The organism is Cellulosilyticum sp., assembly GCF_982396655.1.
Map to the genome: position 1 here is coordinate 39604 of NZ_CEVXFV010000019.1, position 16212 is coordinate 55815.

Consider the following 16212-nt stretch of genomic DNA (forward strand, 5'->3'; position numbering starts at 1 on the left):
GAAGGAGGTGCCAAAGACATGAACTTAAGTACATTAAGACCAAATGAAGGTTCAAAAAGATCTTCTTTCCGTGTAGGTAGAGGACATGGTTCAGGTAACGGTAAACAAGCTGGTAAAGGACACAAAGGACAAAAAGCTAGAAGTGGTGGTGGAGTTAGACCTGGTTTCGAAGGTGGACAAATGCCATTATACAGAAGACTTCCTAAACGTGGATTCACAAACCGTAACAGCGTTGAGATCGTTGGAATCAATGTGGATTTATTAAACCGTTTCGAAGATGGTGCTGTTGTAACAGTTGAATCTATGATTCAAGCTGGTATCATCAAAAACCCAAGAGATGGTGTTAAAATCCTTGGTAAAGGTGAAATCACTAAAAAATTAACAGTTCAAGCTAACGCTTTCAGTGCTAGTGCGAAAGAAAAAATTGAAGCAGTGGGTGGAAAAACAGAAGAGGTGATGTAGGTGGATCTATTCAAAACTCTTAAGAATGCTTGGAGAGTGCCAGAACTACGTAAGAAAATTTTATTCACACTTTGGATGTTTCTTTTTATCAGAATTGGTGTTGCTATAACGGCTCCTGGTGTAAACCGTGATGCTATCGTAGCGAGCACCAGTACTGCATCAGATTTTATGAACATGATCACAGGTGGTGCTCATAAAGAATTAGCGATATTTGCTTTAGGAGTAGGACCATATATCACCGCTAGTATTATCATGCAGCTTCTTCAAATTGCAATTACTAAGCTAGAAGAATTGGCAAAAGAAGGGGAACAAGGTAGAAAGAAAATAAACCAATATACACGTTATGTAACATTAGGTTTAGCAATACTTCAATCTTGGGCAACTACATTCATGGCTTCTAGAAGTGGTGTGCTAGTAGATAATTCAATTCCTACATTCTTACTTGTAATGTTATCATTCATCGCAGGTTCAATGCTTGTAATGTGGATTGGTGAACAAATTACAGCTAAAGGTGTTGGAAATGGTATATCTTTATATATCTTCATTAGTATTATTTACTCACTACCTACTAATTTAAAAGGCTTGTATGACACAAACGGTTATGTTATCCCAACGATTGTATTAATTGTATTTGTACTTTTAATTGGGTTTGCAGTATTTATGGCCCAAGGTGAGAGACGAGTAGCCGTACAATATGCTAAGCGAACAGCTGGACGCAAGGTATACGGTGGTCAATCACAACATATACCTATTAAGGTAAATTTAGCAGGTGTAATGCCTATTATCTTTGCTATGTCTATTATGAACTTCCCACAAATTGTAACAAATTTAGTTGGAGCTCAGGCAACAGGCATTTGGGCAACGATTTTAGGATGGCTTAACTGGACTAGACCAGTGGGCACAGTGATCTATATTGTACTCATTTTTGCATTCGCCTTTTTCTATTCAACGATTGCATTCAATCCTATGGAAATTGCATCAAATATGAAAAAAGGTGGTGGCTTCATTCCTGGTATTAGACCAGGTAAACCAACTTCAGATTATTTAACAGATGTAGCGAATCGTATTACATTGTTAGGAGCTATTTTCTTAGCAATCTTAGCAATTGTACCATTACTTTTCCAATATATCTTTAATATTCAAGTTGCGTTCTCAGGAACTTCACTTCTCATCGTAGTAGGTGTTGTACTTGAAACACTTAAACAAATTGAGTCACAAATGTTAATGAGACACTATAAAGGATTTTTATAAAATAAAACGGGGGTTGCCGCTATGAGATTAATATTATTAGGTGCACCTGGCGCAGGTAAAGGTACACAAGCAGAAATGCTAACAAAACTATATGATATTCCATGTATCTCTACAGGAAATATTTTTAGAGAACATATCTCTAATAATACTGAGCTAGGACAAAAAGCTAAAGCATACATGGATGAAGGAAAATTGGTACCAGATTCTCTTGTTATAGAGCTTGTTAAAAGTAGAATTACACAAGATGATTGTAAGAATGGGATGATCTTCGATGGTTTCCCAAGAACTATTCCTCAAGCTGAGGCATTAGATGTAATGCTCAAAGAGTTAAATATACCAATTGACTATGTTGTCAATGTAGATGTACCAGATGAGATGATCGTTGATCGTATGGCTGGTAGAACAGTTTGCCCTAGCTGCGGCGCTTCTTACCATAAAATAAATAAACCAGAAGCAGTTGCTGGTAAGTGTGATCTTTGTGGGGCAGACCTTATTCAGAGAGAAGACGACAAAGCAGAAACTGTAATGAAGAGATTAAATGTTTACCATGAACAAACTGAACCTTTAATCGCTTACTACAAAGAGCAAGGCAAAGTACTTGATATCGATGGTGTAGGCGCAGTTGAAGAAGTACGTGACAGGGTAAAACAAGCATTAGGAGTGAAGTAAGAATGCCAATTCACATAAAGTCAGCTGATGAAATTAGCTTGATGAGAGAGGCAGCACAAATTCTAATAGAAGCCCACGAAATCGTAGCTTCACATATAAGAGAAGGCATTACAACTAAAGAACTTGATCAGATTGCTGAGAAATTCATTAGAAGTAAGCACGCATATCCTTCATTCTTAAATTATCATGGTTATCCTGGTTCAGCTTGTATCTCTATTAATGATGAAGTTGTTCACGGAATCCCTGGTAAGAGAAAGCTACAACAAGGAGACATAGTAAGTGTTGACCTTGGGGTATACTATAAGGGATATCACTCAGATGCTGCAAGAACCTATCCTGTTGGTGAAGTATCTGCCGATAAGTTAAAACTTATAGAAGTAACAAAACAATCGTTCTTTGAAGGTTTAAAATATGCTAAACCTGGGAATCATTTAAGTCAGATATCAGAAGCAATTCAGAAGTATGCTGAAAGCTTTGGTTATGGTGTAGTGAGAGACCTTGTTGGGCATGGGATAGGAAAAGAATTGCATGAAGAACCACAAGTTCCAAACTACAAAACACCTGGAAGAGGACCCAAACTCCAAAAAGGTATGGTGCTGGCAATTGAACCTATGATAAACATGGGAACATGGCAGGTAAGAGCACTAGATGATGATTGGACGTTCGTAACACGAGATGGAATGGCATCAGCTCACTATGAGAACACAGTGGTTATTACAGATGATATTCCAGAAATACTTACATTACGTAAGTAAGAGGTGATTAAATGAATAACGAGTATTCACTAGGGCAGATTGTTTTCTCAAAGTGCGGGCGTGATCAAGGGAGACCATTCATAATTGTAAGTATTGAAGAAGAATATGTTTACTTAGTTGATGGCGCTCTGCGCAAAGTAGATAGTCCTAAATTAAAGAAGAAAAAGCATATTCAACGTACGCTAACAACTGTTGAATGGATTAAACAAAAAATCATAGAAGAAAATCGTCTCACGAACAGTGATGTAAGGCGAGCTCTTGAAGAGTATCTAGGGCAATCTTCTGTGTAAGAGGAGGTTTGTAACTTGGCTAAAAGTGATGTTATTGAAGTAGAGGGAACAGTGATAGAAAAGTTACCAAATGCAATGTTTAAAGTTGAGATTGAAGGAGGACATATTGTTCTTGGTCATATCTCAGGTAAACTTCGTATGAACTTCATCCGTGTTTTACCGGGTGATAAGGTAACAATTGAACTTTCTCCATATGATTTAACCAAGGGACGCATCATCTGGCGTTCTAAATAAATGGTATAAAAGAAAGGAGAACAGAAAATGAAAGTACGCCCATCAGTAAAAAAGATTTGCGAAAAATGTAAAGTAATTAAAAGAAAAGGTCGTGTTTGCGTTATCTGTGAAAATCCAAAACACAAACAAAAACAAGGCTAATAATCCCAGCCATATACTAATATAAACTTTGCGTAACAAACATTGCTTTATGTAAGTTTTTAGTATATAATGTTGTGTGGTGATTTAAGCTAGAAGCGGCTGCGGCATAGAGTCATTTATGCTGTTATATATATATTTTTAATTTAAAACCTATAGGAGGTGCGAAACAAGTATGGCACGTATTGCAGGTGTAGACTTACCAAGAAATAAACGTGTTGAAATCGGTCTTACTTATATTTATGGTATTGGCCGTCCAACTTCTCGTCAAATTTTAACAGAAGCTGGTATTGATTTCGATACACGCGTTGTGGACTTAACTGAAGAACAAGTAGCTAAAATTCGTGAACTTATTGATAAAACAACTTTAGTAGAAGGTGATCTTCGTAGAGAAATCGCTTTAAACATTAAGAGATTAATGGAAATCGGTTGTTATAGAGGAATCCGTCACAGACGTGGCCTTCCAGTAAGAGGACAAAAAACAAAAACTAATGCTCGTACACGTAAAGGTCCTAAAAAGACTGTAGCTAACAAGAAAAAATAGTAAATAAAGGAGGTTAAGACACAATGGCAGTTGCAAAAAAAGGCGGCAAAAAAGTTGTTACACGTAAACGCCGTGATAGAAAAAACGTTGAACGTGGTGTTGCTCACATTCAATCAACATTCAACAATACAATGGTAACATTAACAGATACAAACGGAAATGCTCTTTCATGGGCAAGTGCAGGTGGACTTGGATTCAGAGGTTCAAGAAAATCTACACCATATGCAGCTCAAATGGCAGCAGAAACTGCAGCTAAAGCAGCTATGGAGCACGGTTTAAAAGCAGTAGAAGTTATGGTAAAAGGACCAGGATCTGGTAGAGAAGCAGCTATTCGTGCGCTTCAAGCAGCTGGACTTGAAGTAACATTAATCAAAGACGTTACTCCAGTTCCACACAACGGATGCCGTCCACCAAAACGTAGAAGAGTCTAATAGGAGGGTAAAAATGGCTAGATATATTGGTTCTAAATGTAAACAATGTCGTCGTGAAGGAAAAAAATTATTCCTTAAAGGTGAAAGATGTTATTCTGCTGCTTGTTCAGTAGAAAAAAGACCATACGCTCCAGGGCAACACGGTCAAAACAAAACAAAACTTTCTGGTTACGGCACACAATTAAGAGAAAAACAAAAAGCAAAAAGAATCTACGGTGTTCTTGAAGGTAAATTCAGAACATACTTCGAAGAAGCTGATCGTAAACAAGGAATCACAGGTGAAAACTTACTTCGTCTCCTTGAACTTCGTTTAGATAACGTAGTATTCCGTCTTGGTCTTGGTCGTTCAAGAACAGAAGCAAGACAAGTTGTAAGACACAACCTTATTACTGTAAACGGTAAAAGAGTTAACATCCCATCTTACCAAGTTAAAGTTGGTGATGTAATTGAAGTTAAAGAAGATGCTAAATCATTCGAACGCTTCAAACTTACTACAGAAGTAACAGGATCTCGTATTGTTCCAGAATGGTTAGAAGGGGATATCGAAAACCTTAGAGGTACAGTTAAAGCTCTTCCAACTAGAGAACAAATCGATACAGATGTAGAAGAAACACTTATCGTTGAGCTTTACTCTAAGTAATAGTTCGTCACCCTCAATATTTTATTTTAAAACCAAAGGAGGGTTTATCCGGTGTTGGAATTTGAAAAACCACAAATTGAGATTAAAGAATTATCTGCCGATGGTAAATATGGATGCTTTGTAGTTGAACCTTTAGAAAGAGGATATGGGATTACACTAGGCAATAGCTTACGTCGTATCCTTTCTTCTTCTCTTCCTGGTTCTGCTATCAGCAGTATCAAAATTGATGGAGTTCTTCATGAGTTCAGTTCAATTCCAGGCGTTAAAGAAGACGTTATTGAAATTATGCTTAACTTAAAAGGACTTGCTATCAGAGATACAAGCCAAAATATGGAGCCAAAAGTAATTTATATTGAAAAATCAGGTGAAGGTGCAGTTACTGCTGCTGATATTAAATGCGGCCCAGAAATTGAAATCCTTAACTTAGATCATCATATTGCTACTTTAAGCGGTGGAGCAAATTCAAACCTTTGCATTGAAATGACAGTAACAACTGGTCGTGGATATCAAGGGGTTGATAAACTTAAGAAAACAGACCTTCCAATTGGAGTTATCCCTGTTGATGCTAACTACACACCTGTAGAACGCGTTAACTTCATCGTAGAAGACACACGTGTTGGGCAACAAACAGATTATGATAAACTTACATTAGAGGTTTGGACAAATGGAACACTTAAACCAGATGAAGCTGTATCTTTAGCTGCAAAAGTTTTAAGTGAGCATTTAAACTTATTCATTGATTTATCTGAAAATGCACGTACTACAGAAATCATGGTAACAAAAGAAGATGATTCTAAAGAAAAAACTTTAGAAATGACAATAGAAGAGTTAGACCTCTCTGTTAGATCATTCAACTGCTTAAAACGTGCGGGAATTAATACAGTTGAAGACTTAACTAATAAAACTGAAGAGGAAATGATGAAAGTTCGTAACCTTGGACGTAAATCATTAGAAGAGGTATTCCAAAAACTCGAAGAACTTGGATTTGCACTTAAACCAAGTGAAGATTAAGAACAACAACTAAGGAGGTTAGGGCATGGCTGGACAAAGAAAGCTCGGACGTGACGCTGCAGGTCGTAAAGCGTTACTTCGTAACCAAGTTACAAATCTCTTATACCACGGTAAGATTAAAACAACTACACCTAAAGCTAAAGAGATTCGTAAAATCGCAGAAGGCTTAATTGCTATGGCAGTTCGCGAACAAAACAATTTTGAAGAAGTTACAATTAAAACTAGACAACCTAAAGTAGACGCTAACGGTAAACGCGTTAAAGAAGTTGTAGATGGTAAAAAAGTAACTGTATATGATGAAGTAGAAAAAACTATCAAAAAAGATAGCGCTACTCGTTTACATGCTAGAAGACAAATGTTAAAGGTATTATACCCTGTAACAGAAGTTCAAGCTGGCAAAAGAAGACAAGCTAAAAAAGTTGACATGTGTGACAAATTATTTAGCGAAATCGCACCTAAATACACAGACCGTAATGGTGGTTACACAAGAATCATCAAAATCGGACCACGTAAAGGTGACGGTGCAGAAGAAGTTATTATCGAATTAGTATAATATCTAGGGATTAAGGATTTGTTCTTAATCCCTTTTCTGATATATAGAGATAGTTATTCATAGGAATTATACAATAGGAGCGTATATTAATAAGGCTATATTGAATGTATTTACTTATATATGGATCTAAGTGGTTTACAAATATACATTATACGGTACAATGAGAAGAGTGTACTTGAGTTTATAAACCATTTAGATATATATATAACTAACTAAAGAGGTGAGACCTATGGAAAAGATAAATAATCTTAAGATAGATAATCTTATAGAAGCTAAAGATATAGTATTTGAGTATTATAATTATGATGAAAACGGAGAAAAAAAAGAAGCTATTAAAGCCCTTAATCATATTAATTTGTCTATTAAAGAAGGGGAGTTTGTAGTTATATTAGGTCATAATGGTTCGGGGAAATCTACTTTTGCAAAGCACCTAAATGCTATTTTAACACCTAAGGAAGGGACTTTGTTTGTACGTGGCATTGATGCAACAAAAGAAGAAAATGTATGGGATATTCGTAAAGAAGTAGGTATGGTATTTCAAAATCCTGATAATCAGATTGTAGCCACAATTATTGAGGAAGATGTAGCCTTTGGACCAGAAAACTTAGGGATAGAACCTGAGGAGATTAGAAGACGTGTAGATGATGCATTAGAGACTGTAGGGATGACGGAATACAAAAGGTTATCACCCAATCAACTTTCAGGTGGTCAAAAGCAAAGAATTGCTATTGCCGGTGTTATTGCAATGAAGCCTAAATGCATTGTTTTTGATGAATCGACAGCTATGCTTGACCCTATTGGTAGAAGGCAAGTAATGGAGACTATGCAAAAATTAAATAAGGAGTATGGTATTACGATTATCCATATTACGCACTATATGCAGGAAGCCATCTTAGCAGATAGAATTGTAGTTATTGAAAAGGGTGAGGTTTTATTACAAGGTTCACCTAAAGAAGTATTTAAAGAAGTAGAGCTTCTTAAGAAAATAGGTTTAGATGTGCCAGATACAACTTATCTTATGTATTTGTTAAATAAAGAAGGATTTGACTTTAAGTCTGATCTATTAACGGTAGAAGAGGTGGCAGAGGCAATATGGCAATCAAGATAGAACATTTAACACACATATATAATGAAGGAATGCCTTTTGAAAAAAAGGCTTTAGATGATATCAATATTAATATTGAACAAGGTGAATTCGTAGGAATTATTGGACATACTGGTTCTGGTAAAAGTACATTGATTCAAATGTTTAACGGTCTTTTAAAACCTACAAGTGGCAATGTATTTATTAACGGAAAGAACATTCATGGAGAAGGTGTTAATAAGAAAGAGGTAAGACAACAAGTAGGATTAGTATTTCAATATCCAGAATATCAACTTTTTGAAATGACAGTTTATGAGGATGTGGCTTTTGGACCTAAAAATTTAGGACTATCAGAAGCAGAGATTAAAGAGCGTGTAGAATATGCATGTAAAGCAATTGGGTTAGATGAAAGTTATTATGAAAAGTCACCTTTTGAACTTTCGGGGGGGCAGAAACGTCGTGTAGCTATTGCAGGTGTATTAGCGATGAAACCTAATATCCTAATATTAGATGAGCCAACAGCAGGATTAGACCCTAAAGGTCGTAATGAATTATTTGAGCAGCTTAAGACAATGCATAAAGAATTAGGCCTTACGATTGTACTTATTTCACATAGTATGGAAGATGTAGCAAGATACGTAAATCGTCTTCTTGTACTTTATAAAGGTAAAAAGGTTCATGAAGGTACACCTAGAGAAGTATTTGCCCATGGCAAGGAGCTCGAAGAAATCGGATTAGCAATGCCACAAATCCGTTATATTATGGAAGCCCTTAAGGCAAAAGGAATGGACATTGATACAGATGTTTTAACTGTAGAAGAAGCAGCGATGAAAATAAAGACATATTTAAGAAGTGGAGGTAAGGCATAGTGATCAGAGATATTACAATTGGACAATATTACCCAACCTCCTCGCCAGTTCATAAGATGGACCCTAGGACAAAGATTCTTATAACATTTGCATATATATTTGGTTTATTTTTTATTAATTCTTTCATTGGATATGCTTTTGTGGCACTATGTTTTTTAGGTGCAGTAAAACTTAGTAAGGTACCGCTTAAATTTATTATGAGAGGTCTTAAGAGTATTGTGTTTATTTTGCTCTTTACAGTCGCCTTGAATATGTTCTTTACCCGTACAGGAAATCCTATTTTTTCATTTTGGATTTTTACAATTACTGATGAAGGTCTTATGATTGCAGCTAAGATGGGTGTAAGATTAATCTTACTTATTGTAGGTTCATCACTCTTGACACTTACAACATCACCAATTGAACTTACAGATGGAATTGAAAATCTGTTAAATCCTTTTAGAAAGATTGGGGTCCCAGCTCATGAGATTGCCATGATGATGAGTATTTCATTGCGTTTCATTCCTATTTTATTAGAAGAAACAGATAAGATTATGAAGGCTCAAATGGCAAGAGGCGCTGATTTTGAATCAGGGAATATTATACAAAGAGCTAAGGCTATGATTCCTATTATGGTACCACTTTTTATTTCAGCATTTAGACGTGCAGAAGAATTAGCTATGGCAATGGAGGCTAGATGCTATAGAGGTGGCGAAGGTAGAACGAGGATGAATAAGCTTTGTTATAAAAAGTTAGATGCATATGCTTTTGCGACAGCAACAGCATTTATGGTAGGATGTATTTTATTATAAAAGCTCTGTAATTATTTTGTTCAGAGTATTAATAGATTAAAAAAAAGTTAATAAATTACTTTGAAAGAGTCAAAGGGGAATGTTATGCAACTAGCTAAATAGTTTAGGGACATTCCCCTTTATTTTTTATAGAGTAGGAACGCGATTTTTAACTTTCCTATCTCCAAACTCAGATTTTAGAGCTCAAATTGTGAAACCCAAATTGTAAAGCCTAAATTTTGAAGTCTAAATTGTGAAACCCAAATTGTAAAGCCCAAACTTTGAAGTCTAAATTGTGAAGCCCAAATTGTGGAGCTTAAACTTTGAAGTCTAAATTGTGGAGCCTAAATTGTGAAACTCAAATTTTGAGTTGATAATGTAAGGTGAGTTGCTTTATTTTAAAGTAGAGAGGAAGAAATTAGTATGAGTGAGTGGAAGATGAGAATTATATTAGAATTAGATTATAAATAGTGGGTTAATCTTGCCTTGAAGAGGTCCTAACTATATAATTTAAATACTATTAGAATTTATATCAATGAGGGAAAATATGAAATTTTATGAGTTAGCAAATCAGTGTTATGTAGCTACATCTATTATAGGATTTAGTTGTAGCGGCTATTTATTATTTTTTGATGGTGATGAGCGTGGATTTTTACGTACTATTTTATTAATAGGCTGGACTATTTTAAGTGGGATGGCTGTATTAAAAATGATAGGGGAGTTAATTATAGAACGCATGATTAAGCGTAATGTACTAGGTGGAATAAAGAAGAGATTAATAGAAAAAGTACATCAGATGATTAATAAGAAGTTAAGCACTACATTATATGTCATACTTATGGCTGGGATGGTTATGGTCAAGATAGGTATGCCGTTTTTAATTAATGGATTATCATAAGAAAATTCGAGGCATTAGGGAATAATTTTAGGTAATTTATGGGTATCCTTATAATGCATAAAGAAATTAATAAGATTATTAGAAATAAAGATAAGGTGTGATAGACTTATATAAAGATGAGTCATTGCATAAAAATAGAGATTGAGCAGGAGGATTTACGTATATGGCAAGATATAAACTAATCGTTGCTTATGATGGGACAAATTACAATGGATTTGCAAGACAGCCTAATGGTATAACAATTGTGGAAACCTTAGAGGAGGCTGTGGAAAAGATTGTACAACATAAAGTATATATTTTAGGTGCAGGTAGAACGGATACAGGCGTACATGCAAAAGGACAATGTTGTATTTTTGATTCAGATACAAAGGTACCTGTAGAGAGACTTGCAAAAGCAATTAATAGTAAATTACCAATGGATATTGCAGTACAGTCTGTGGAGAGGGTAAGCGATGATTTCCATCCACGATTTGGTGCAAAGCGTAAGACATATCGTTATCAGATTTTAAATAGTAAGCAACGTGATCCATTTTCATATAAATATACATTAATGTATCCTTATGAAGTAGATTTAGAAAGAATGAAGACAGCAGCAGCAAAAATGGTGGGGACACATGACTTTAAATGTTTTTGTGCAGCCAAAACAGATGTAAAAGATACTGTGAGAACAATCTATGATATCCACATTTATCAACAGGAAGATTTAATAACTGTGGATATTTGTGGCAATGGATTTTTGTACAATATGGTACGTATTATTATAGGTACATTGTTAAAAGTAAACGAAGGAAAGCTTTCAGCTGATGATATTACTAGGATTATAGAAAGTAAAGATAGAAATTTAGCTGGACCTACAGCCCCACCGCAAGGACTTACAATGTTAAAAATAATTTACGAATAGTAAAATAATCCACAGGAAAAAGCTTGACAGTAGTAGTCGATGATAATATAATATAGGTTGTGTTAATAAGGCCACTTATAAAATCCATTAGCCCCGGATTTTATATGATAATAGAAGAATATTAACTATGTTTTATAAGATCCAAAGGAGGTAAATTTTAATGAGAACAACATACATGGCAAACGCTCAAAATGTTGAAAGACAATGGTATGTTATCGACGCTGAAGGACAAACAGTAGGTAGATTAGCAAGCCAAATCGCAGCAGTATTAAGAGGAAAAAACAAACCAACTTACACACCACACGTGGATTGTGGAGATCACGTTATCGTAATTAACGCTGAGAAAGTTGTATTTACAGGTAAAAAATTAGATCAAAAATTATATAGAAGACACACAGGTTACGCTGGTGGATTAAAAGAAACAACAGCTCGTGAAATGATTGAAACTCACCCAGAAAGAGTTATCATGACAGCAGTAAAAGGTATGCTTCCAAAAAATTCTTTAGGAAGACACATGCTTACAAAACTTCGTGTTTATGCTGGAACAGAACATAACCATGAAGCACAAAAACCAGTAGAATTAAAATTCTAATTAACCGAGAGGAGGAAGTTTTAAATGGCAGCAGTTAGATATTACGGAACAGGTAGACGTAAAAGCTCAGTAGCTAGAGTATACCTTGTACCAGGAACAGGTAAAATTACAATCAATAAAAGAGATATCGAAGAATACTTCGGTTTAGAAACTTTAAAAGTTATCACTCGTCAACCATTAGAACTTACAAATACAGCTTCTAAATTTGATGTACTTGTAAATGTATACGGTGGTGGAACAACTGGACAAGCTGGAGCTATCCGTCACGGAATCAGCCGTGCATTACTTCAAGCTGATGGTGAATTCCGTCCAGCTCTTAAAAAAGCAGGTTTCTTAACAAGGGACCCAAGAATGAAAGAAAGAAAAAAATACGGTCTCAAAGCAGCTCGTCGTGCACCACAATTCTCAAAACGTTAATTGTGTTTTGCAGTTCGAATGCGACTGTATTACAGAAAGCCAATCCTTTGGGATTGGCTTTTTTTATTTATAGAGTAGTAAGGTTAAAATGAGACTTTGTATAAAATGTAATATTTTTGGAGTTAAGTATAATTTATGACGATATATAGTTGTAAGTTATATTCTAATAACTTAGAATGGAAGAGGAGAAAAAAGATATTCACATATTTAGGCAGAAGGTACATATACAAATGAGATATTAGGAGGATTATAATGGCTCAGGATAAAAAAAGGCTGAATGATAAACAACATAAGACATTATTAAGGTTGTTTTTAAAGTCAGCAGGTATTACTTTAATTGTTGGAGCAGTATTAGTCGCAGCGTTAGTTGGTGTATATTATGCATTTTTATATGATGGAAGTGTCGAAACATCATCATCAACACCTGATGTAGTTATTTCAGAGGAAGAGCAAGTTAAAGAGAAGGAAAAAGAAAAACGTGGAGATATTAATCAAACAATCGCTGTTTTTGGCGTTGATAAAGATGGGACAAGAACTGATGTTATATTTGTAGTAAACTTTAATAGTGCAACTAATAAGGCAAAGGTACTTTCTATTCCACGTGATACAAAGGTAAACTGGACAGAAAAGCAGAATGCTAAGCTTAGAGAAGTAGCCGGATATACTCGATCAGTCTCTAAAGTTAATGAGATGACTGCTTATGGTGGCATTGAGAATATTAGAGATTTTACGATTGATGAGATTGAAAATATTTTAGGTGTGAAAATTGATAATTACGTATTAGTGGGCTTAGATTCTTTTAGACAGATAGTAGATGCTATTGGTGGTGTAGAAGTTAATGTTCCTGAATTTAGAGGAAGAGGACTACAATATGATGATTATGAACAAGATTTGCATATTCACTTAGATCCAGGGGTACAAGTATTAAATGGTGAGCAAGCAGAAGGCCTTATACGTTTCCGTAAGGACAACTATGGTAATAGTTATCCAGAAGGTGATAAAGATAGAGTTAAGGTACAACAGGAGTTTTTAGATGCATTTGCAGAAAAAGTGTTAAGTCCATCAATTATTCCAAGGCTATATAGCATTATAAGTACAGTATTTTCTAATGTAAGTACGGATGTAAAACTTACAGAAATACCTACTTACCTTAGTTATTTGAAGGGATTTAGTGCAGATAACATAGAATTTTATATTATAGATGGTGAAGGTGGCATGGAAAATGGTGCTTCATATTACTTCATTGATTATGATAAACTAGATGAAACAATCCAAAAGGTATTTTATGATACAGAGATTGCTACAGGTGAAGCAGGTAGTGAATCAGGAGAAGCTGCAGCAGATGAAGTAGTGATAGATAAAACTGTAACTGTTGAGGTTTATAATGCAACTGGCGTAAAAGGTATTGCGGGTGGTTTCAAAGACAAGCTAGAAAAATTAGGTTACACTGTACCAAAGATAGATAATTATACAAAACAGGATTTAGTTGAAACCTTAGTTTACGCTAAGGATGAGGCTAAAGCAAAACAATTCCTAGAATATTTACCAGCAGGAACAATCGTGGCTACGAGTTCAACAATTGACCAAGATGTACAAATAATCCTAGGAACTGACTATCTACAATAAAAGAATATTGATAAACTTACTTCTTAAAAGGGTTGCTGCAAAATCATTAACGATTTTACAGCAACCCTTTCAATATATATATAGATTAATATTACAATTCACATAACAAATTAACTTCATCTTTTCGGTATGGAGGAAAGACTGTTAATTTGTACTTCACGGTGCAAGCCCCTTTTCTGTGATACCTTTAAGCATAATATCATAATTTAAGTATAATATCATAATAAGTTATTTCCGGAGCAATTTGATAACATCTTGATGAAAGGATACAAGGCGTTTTTTGTGGTGTTGTTTGAGTAGCATAGCGTGCAAGTTTTGTATGCTGAGTTTAGTGTGTTACAAATTTGTGTTACAAATTGCGTAAGGGTACTAACTCTAACTTTTTTATAGGAGGCCACCATCCACACCAATAACCTGTCCTGTTATATAGCCCGAAAGTGGTGAGGCTAGATAAAGGCAGGTATTAGCGATATCTTCAGGCTGTGCTGTTCGACAGAGTGGGATATCTTCTACGAAGGCAGCCTTGTCTTCTTCGGTATATTCTTTCGTCATATCTGTATCAACCCAGCCGCAAGCTACGGCATTAACGCGGATATTAGATGGGCCTAATTCCTTCGCTAGAGCCCTTGTAAGGCCATTGAGGGCGCTTTTACTGGTAGAGTAGGCCACTTCACAAGAGGCCCCTACATTTCCCCAAATAGACGAAATATTGATGATTGTACCGGATTGGTGATGAAGCATGCTTGGTAAGGCATGTTGAATACAATTATATGCAGAATTTAAGTTAATAGACAGAATTTTGTTCCACATATCAGGTGTGGTATCTGTGAATAACCCTGTGTAACTTATTCCTGCATTGTTGATAACTATGGTTGGTGTTTGTCCAAATATCATTTTAATATGTTCAAAAAGTTTAGCTGTTATGTCATAAGATGAAACATCTCCATAAAAGTAAGTGGCAGTTAAACCATTATTTATGAATTCATTGTATGTTGCAATGAGGCGTTCTTCGCTAGTTGCACCATTTAAGACAACTTTTGCACCTTTTTTTGCAAAGGCATAGGCAATAGCTTTGCCTATACCTCTTGAAGAACCTGTTACAAGTACAATTTCATTTGAAAAATTCATTTAAATTACCCCCTTAAGTAAGCAATTTCTTCTTTATATAAATTAGTTTTTTTATCAAGCCATGGTGTTTCTAAAATGAGTGGTTTACCTTCTGTAATTGGGTGATGTACAATGCGGTAGAGCGCTTCTTTACCGATTTGATCGACTCCTTTTGGATTTGTTTCATCGGCACCTAAATTAGCGTGACGGTCTTTTTTGGCACCACGTACATTGAGAGAGCCGTTAATATGAAATACTTTAAGTCTATCAAGCCCAACGATTTCATCAAATTGTTTAAGGACACCATCAAAGTCGTTGATAATGTCATAACCACTATCATGAAGATGGCAAGTGTCGAAACAAACGCCGAGTTTCTCGTTATGTTTTACACGGCTAATAATATCTTGAAGCTCTTCAAAGCTTCTACCAATTTCTTTGCCTTTACCAGCCATAGTTTCAAGGCAGATCGTCACAGGGGTATCTGGTGTTAGAATTTCATTAAGGGCAGCGGCAATGCGTTCTACCCCATATTCATAAGTCTTGTCCGTGAATGAACCTGGATGAAGCACAAGATATTGGGCACCGATAGCAGCAGTTCTTTCAATCTCTAAAGCTAAAAATTCTTTAGCGATGGCATAAGTTTCTTCCTTATAAGAAGCTAAGTTAATGATGTATGGCGCATGTACAACAATATCAGAAAGGCCGTATGCTTCCATGAAAGCTTTACCTTCTTTAATTTTGAGATTTTCAATAGGTGAACGTTTTGTATTTTGAGGTGCACCAGTATAAATCATAAAAGTATTTGCACCATAAGAATAAGCTTCTTTAGCAGCAGCGATGAGTCCGCCACTAATTGAAACATGTGAACCAAGTTTTAACATATATAAAATTCCTTTCAAGTTAGCGAAATAATAATTACTATTAAATAGTATATACCAAACATATAGCATATTACACAAAATTACAAGTA

The 16212-nt window shown here is 35.3% G+C and carries 22 protein-coding genes; 20 read left to right on the forward strand and 2 right to left on the reverse strand.

Annotated features, from left to right (window positions below; all coding sequences use genetic code 11):
- Positions 1–18: 18 nt before the first annotated feature.
- From rplO to AC1VAQ_RS10035, 20 genes are all read left to right on the forward strand, one after another.
- Positions 19–462: a 50S ribosomal protein L15 gene (rplO, locus tag AC1VAQ_RS09940; protein WP_054739490.1), complete on the forward strand. Its 444-nt coding sequence runs from the start codon at positions 19–21 to the stop codon at positions 460–462.
- Positions 463–1713, forward strand: coding sequence for a preprotein translocase subunit SecY (secY, locus tag AC1VAQ_RS09945; protein WP_302597305.1), 1251 nt, complete (start codon positions 463–465; stop codon positions 1711–1713).
- A 21-nt stretch (positions 1714–1734) separates the two neighbouring features.
- Positions 1735–2382, forward strand: coding sequence for an adenylate kinase (locus AC1VAQ_RS09950; RefSeq protein ID WP_302597304.1), 648 nt, complete (start codon positions 1735–1737; stop codon positions 2380–2382).
- Positions 2383–2384: 2 nt separating this feature from the next.
- Positions 2385–3137: a type I methionyl aminopeptidase gene (gene map / locus AC1VAQ_RS09955; RefSeq protein ID WP_302597302.1), complete on the forward strand. Its 753-nt coding sequence runs from the start codon at positions 2385–2387 to the stop codon at positions 3135–3137.
- A gap of 11 nt (positions 3138–3148) precedes the next feature.
- On the forward strand, positions 3149–3427 hold the full coding sequence (locus AC1VAQ_RS09960) for a KOW domain-containing RNA-binding protein (protein WP_302597301.1): 279 nt from the start codon (positions 3149–3151) through the stop codon (positions 3425–3427).
- Positions 3428–3442: 15 nt separating this feature from the next.
- The gene (infA, locus tag AC1VAQ_RS09965; RefSeq protein ID WP_054739480.1) at positions 3443–3661 is read left to right on the forward strand and encodes a translation initiation factor IF-1; all 219 of its coding nucleotides are present in this window, start codon (positions 3443–3445) and stop codon (positions 3659–3661) included.
- A gap of 27 nt (positions 3662–3688) precedes the next feature.
- The gene (rpmJ, locus tag AC1VAQ_RS09970) at positions 3689–3802 is read left to right on the forward strand and encodes a 50S ribosomal protein L36 (protein WP_010167328.1); all 114 of its coding nucleotides are present in this window, start codon (positions 3689–3691) and stop codon (positions 3800–3802) included.
- 172 nt (positions 3803–3974) lie between these two features.
- A complete protein-coding gene (gene rpsM / locus AC1VAQ_RS09975) occupies positions 3975–4343 on the forward strand; it encodes a 30S ribosomal protein S13 (RefSeq protein WP_054739479.1) in 369 nt (122 codons plus the stop codon).
- 23 nt (positions 4344–4366) lie between these two features.
- The gene (gene rpsK / locus AC1VAQ_RS09980) at positions 4367–4774 is read left to right on the forward strand and encodes a 30S ribosomal protein S11 (protein ID WP_054739476.1); all 408 of its coding nucleotides are present in this window, start codon (positions 4367–4369) and stop codon (positions 4772–4774) included.
- Between the two features lie 13 nt (positions 4775–4787).
- Positions 4788–5414 carry a 30S ribosomal protein S4 gene (rpsD, locus tag AC1VAQ_RS09985; RefSeq protein ID WP_302597300.1) on the forward strand — a complete coding sequence of 209 codons (627 nt, stop codon included), beginning with the start codon at positions 4788–4790 and terminating at the stop codon, positions 5412–5414.
- A gap of 51 nt (positions 5415–5465) precedes the next feature.
- On the forward strand, positions 5466–6425 hold the full coding sequence (locus tag AC1VAQ_RS09990; protein ID WP_302597299.1) for a DNA-directed RNA polymerase subunit alpha: 960 nt from the start codon (positions 5466–5468) through the stop codon (positions 6423–6425).
- Between the two features lie 25 nt (positions 6426–6450).
- The gene (locus tag AC1VAQ_RS09995) at positions 6451–6978 is read left to right on the forward strand and encodes a bL17 family ribosomal protein (protein ID WP_302597298.1); all 528 of its coding nucleotides are present in this window, start codon (positions 6451–6453) and stop codon (positions 6976–6978) included.
- 229 nt (positions 6979–7207) lie between these two features.
- Positions 7208–8086, forward strand: a complete 879-nt coding sequence (locus AC1VAQ_RS10000; protein WP_302597297.1) for an energy-coupling factor transporter ATPase — start codon at positions 7208–7210, stop codon at positions 8084–8086.
- Positions 8071–8931 (forward strand): energy-coupling factor transporter ATPase, encoded by an 861-nt coding sequence (locus AC1VAQ_RS10005; protein ID WP_302597296.1) that lies wholly within the window; start codon positions 8071–8073, stop codon positions 8929–8931. The genes AC1VAQ_RS10000 and AC1VAQ_RS10005 overlap by 16 nt, the downstream gene beginning before the upstream one ends.
- Positions 8931–9722, forward strand: coding sequence for an energy-coupling factor transporter transmembrane component T family protein (locus tag AC1VAQ_RS10010; protein WP_302597295.1), 792 nt, complete (start codon positions 8931–8933; stop codon positions 9720–9722). Before AC1VAQ_RS10005 ends, AC1VAQ_RS10010 begins: the two co-directional genes overlap by 1 nt.
- Before the next feature lie 526 nt (positions 9723–10248).
- Positions 10249–10599, forward strand: a complete 351-nt coding sequence (locus AC1VAQ_RS10015) for a hypothetical protein (protein ID WP_302597294.1) — start codon at positions 10249–10251, stop codon at positions 10597–10599.
- Between the two features lie 163 nt (positions 10600–10762).
- The gene (truA, locus tag AC1VAQ_RS10020) at positions 10763–11500 is read left to right on the forward strand and encodes a tRNA pseudouridine(38-40) synthase TruA (RefSeq protein ID WP_479903861.1); all 738 of its coding nucleotides are present in this window, start codon (positions 10763–10765) and stop codon (positions 11498–11500) included.
- Between the two features lie 160 nt (positions 11501–11660).
- A complete protein-coding gene (gene rplM, locus AC1VAQ_RS10025) occupies positions 11661–12092 on the forward strand; it encodes a 50S ribosomal protein L13 (protein WP_302597292.1) in 432 nt (143 codons plus the stop codon).
- 24 nt (positions 12093–12116) lie between these two features.
- Positions 12117–12509, forward strand: coding sequence for a 30S ribosomal protein S9 (gene rpsI, locus AC1VAQ_RS10030; protein ID WP_302597291.1), 393 nt, complete (start codon positions 12117–12119; stop codon positions 12507–12509).
- Between the two features lie 252 nt (positions 12510–12761).
- The gene (locus AC1VAQ_RS10035) at positions 12762–14135 is read left to right on the forward strand and encodes an LCP family protein (RefSeq protein WP_303244316.1); all 1374 of its coding nucleotides are present in this window, start codon (positions 12762–12764) and stop codon (positions 14133–14135) included.
- A 384-nt stretch (positions 14136–14519) separates the two neighbouring features.
- Here AC1VAQ_RS10035 and ymfI read toward each other — a convergent pair whose 3' ends face one another.
- Both ymfI and AC1VAQ_RS10045 read right to left on the reverse strand, forming a co-directional pair.
- Positions 14520–15263 (reverse strand): elongation factor P 5-aminopentanone reductase, encoded by a 744-nt coding sequence (ymfI, locus tag AC1VAQ_RS10040; protein WP_302597288.1) that lies wholly within the window; start codon positions 15261–15263, stop codon positions 14520–14522.
- A 5-nt stretch (positions 15264–15268) separates the two neighbouring features.
- Positions 15269–16123, reverse strand: coding sequence for a deoxyribonuclease IV (locus tag AC1VAQ_RS10045; RefSeq protein ID WP_302597287.1), 855 nt, complete (start codon positions 16121–16123; stop codon positions 15269–15271).
- Positions 16124–16212: the final 89 nt, after the last annotated feature.

Bases quoted from the DNA above. Each gene is read 5' to 3' on its own strand.
- rplO (WP_054739490.1), top strand. From the start codon at position 19: ATGAACTTAAGTACATTAAGACCAAATGAAGGTTCAAAAAGATCTTCT.
- AC1VAQ_RS09950 (WP_302597304.1), top strand. From the start codon at position 1,735: ATGAGATTAATATTATTAGGTGCACCTGGCGCAGGTAAAGGTACACAA.
- map (WP_302597302.1), top strand. From the start codon at position 2,385: ATGCCAATTCACATAAAGTCAGCTGATGAAATTAGCTTGATGAGAGAG.
- AC1VAQ_RS09960 (WP_302597301.1), top strand. From the start codon at position 3,149: ATGAATAACGAGTATTCACTAGGGCAGATTGTTTTCTCAAAGTGCGGG.
- rpmJ (WP_010167328.1), top strand. From the start codon at position 3,689: ATGAAAGTACGCCCATCAGTAAAAAAGATTTGCGAAAAATGTAAAGTA.
- rpsM (WP_054739479.1), top strand. From the start codon at position 3,975: ATGGCACGTATTGCAGGTGTAGACTTACCAAGAAATAAACGTGTTGAA.
- rpsK (WP_054739476.1), top strand. From the start codon at position 4,367: ATGGCAGTTGCAAAAAAAGGCGGCAAAAAAGTTGTTACACGTAAACGC.
- rpsD (WP_302597300.1), top strand. From the start codon at position 4,788: ATGGCTAGATATATTGGTTCTAAATGTAAACAATGTCGTCGTGAAGGA.
- AC1VAQ_RS09995 (WP_302597298.1), top strand. From the start codon at position 6,451: ATGGCTGGACAAAGAAAGCTCGGACGTGACGCTGCAGGTCGTAAAGCG.
- AC1VAQ_RS10000 (WP_302597297.1), top strand. From the start codon at position 7,208: ATGGAAAAGATAAATAATCTTAAGATAGATAATCTTATAGAAGCTAAA.
- AC1VAQ_RS10005 (WP_302597296.1), top strand. From the start codon at position 8,071: ATGGCAATCAAGATAGAACATTTAACACACATATATAATGAAGGAATG.
- AC1VAQ_RS10015 (WP_302597294.1), top strand. From the start codon at position 10,249: ATGAAATTTTATGAGTTAGCAAATCAGTGTTATGTAGCTACATCTATT.
- truA (WP_479903861.1), top strand. From the start codon at position 10,763: ATGGCAAGATATAAACTAATCGTTGCTTATGATGGGACAAATTACAAT.
- rplM (WP_302597292.1), top strand. From the start codon at position 11,661: ATGAGAACAACATACATGGCAAACGCTCAAAATGTTGAAAGACAATGG.
- rpsI (WP_302597291.1), top strand. From the start codon at position 12,117: ATGGCAGCAGTTAGATATTACGGAACAGGTAGACGTAAAAGCTCAGTA.
- AC1VAQ_RS10035 (WP_303244316.1), top strand. From the start codon at position 12,762: ATGGCTCAGGATAAAAAAAGGCTGAATGATAAACAACATAAGACATTA.
- ymfI (WP_302597288.1), bottom strand. From the start codon at position 15,263: ATGAATTTTTCAAATGAAATTGTACTTGTAACAGGTTCTTCAAGAGGT.
- AC1VAQ_RS10045 (WP_302597287.1), bottom strand. From the start codon at position 16,123: ATGTTAAAACTTGGTTCACATGTTTCAATTAGTGGCGGACTCATCGCT.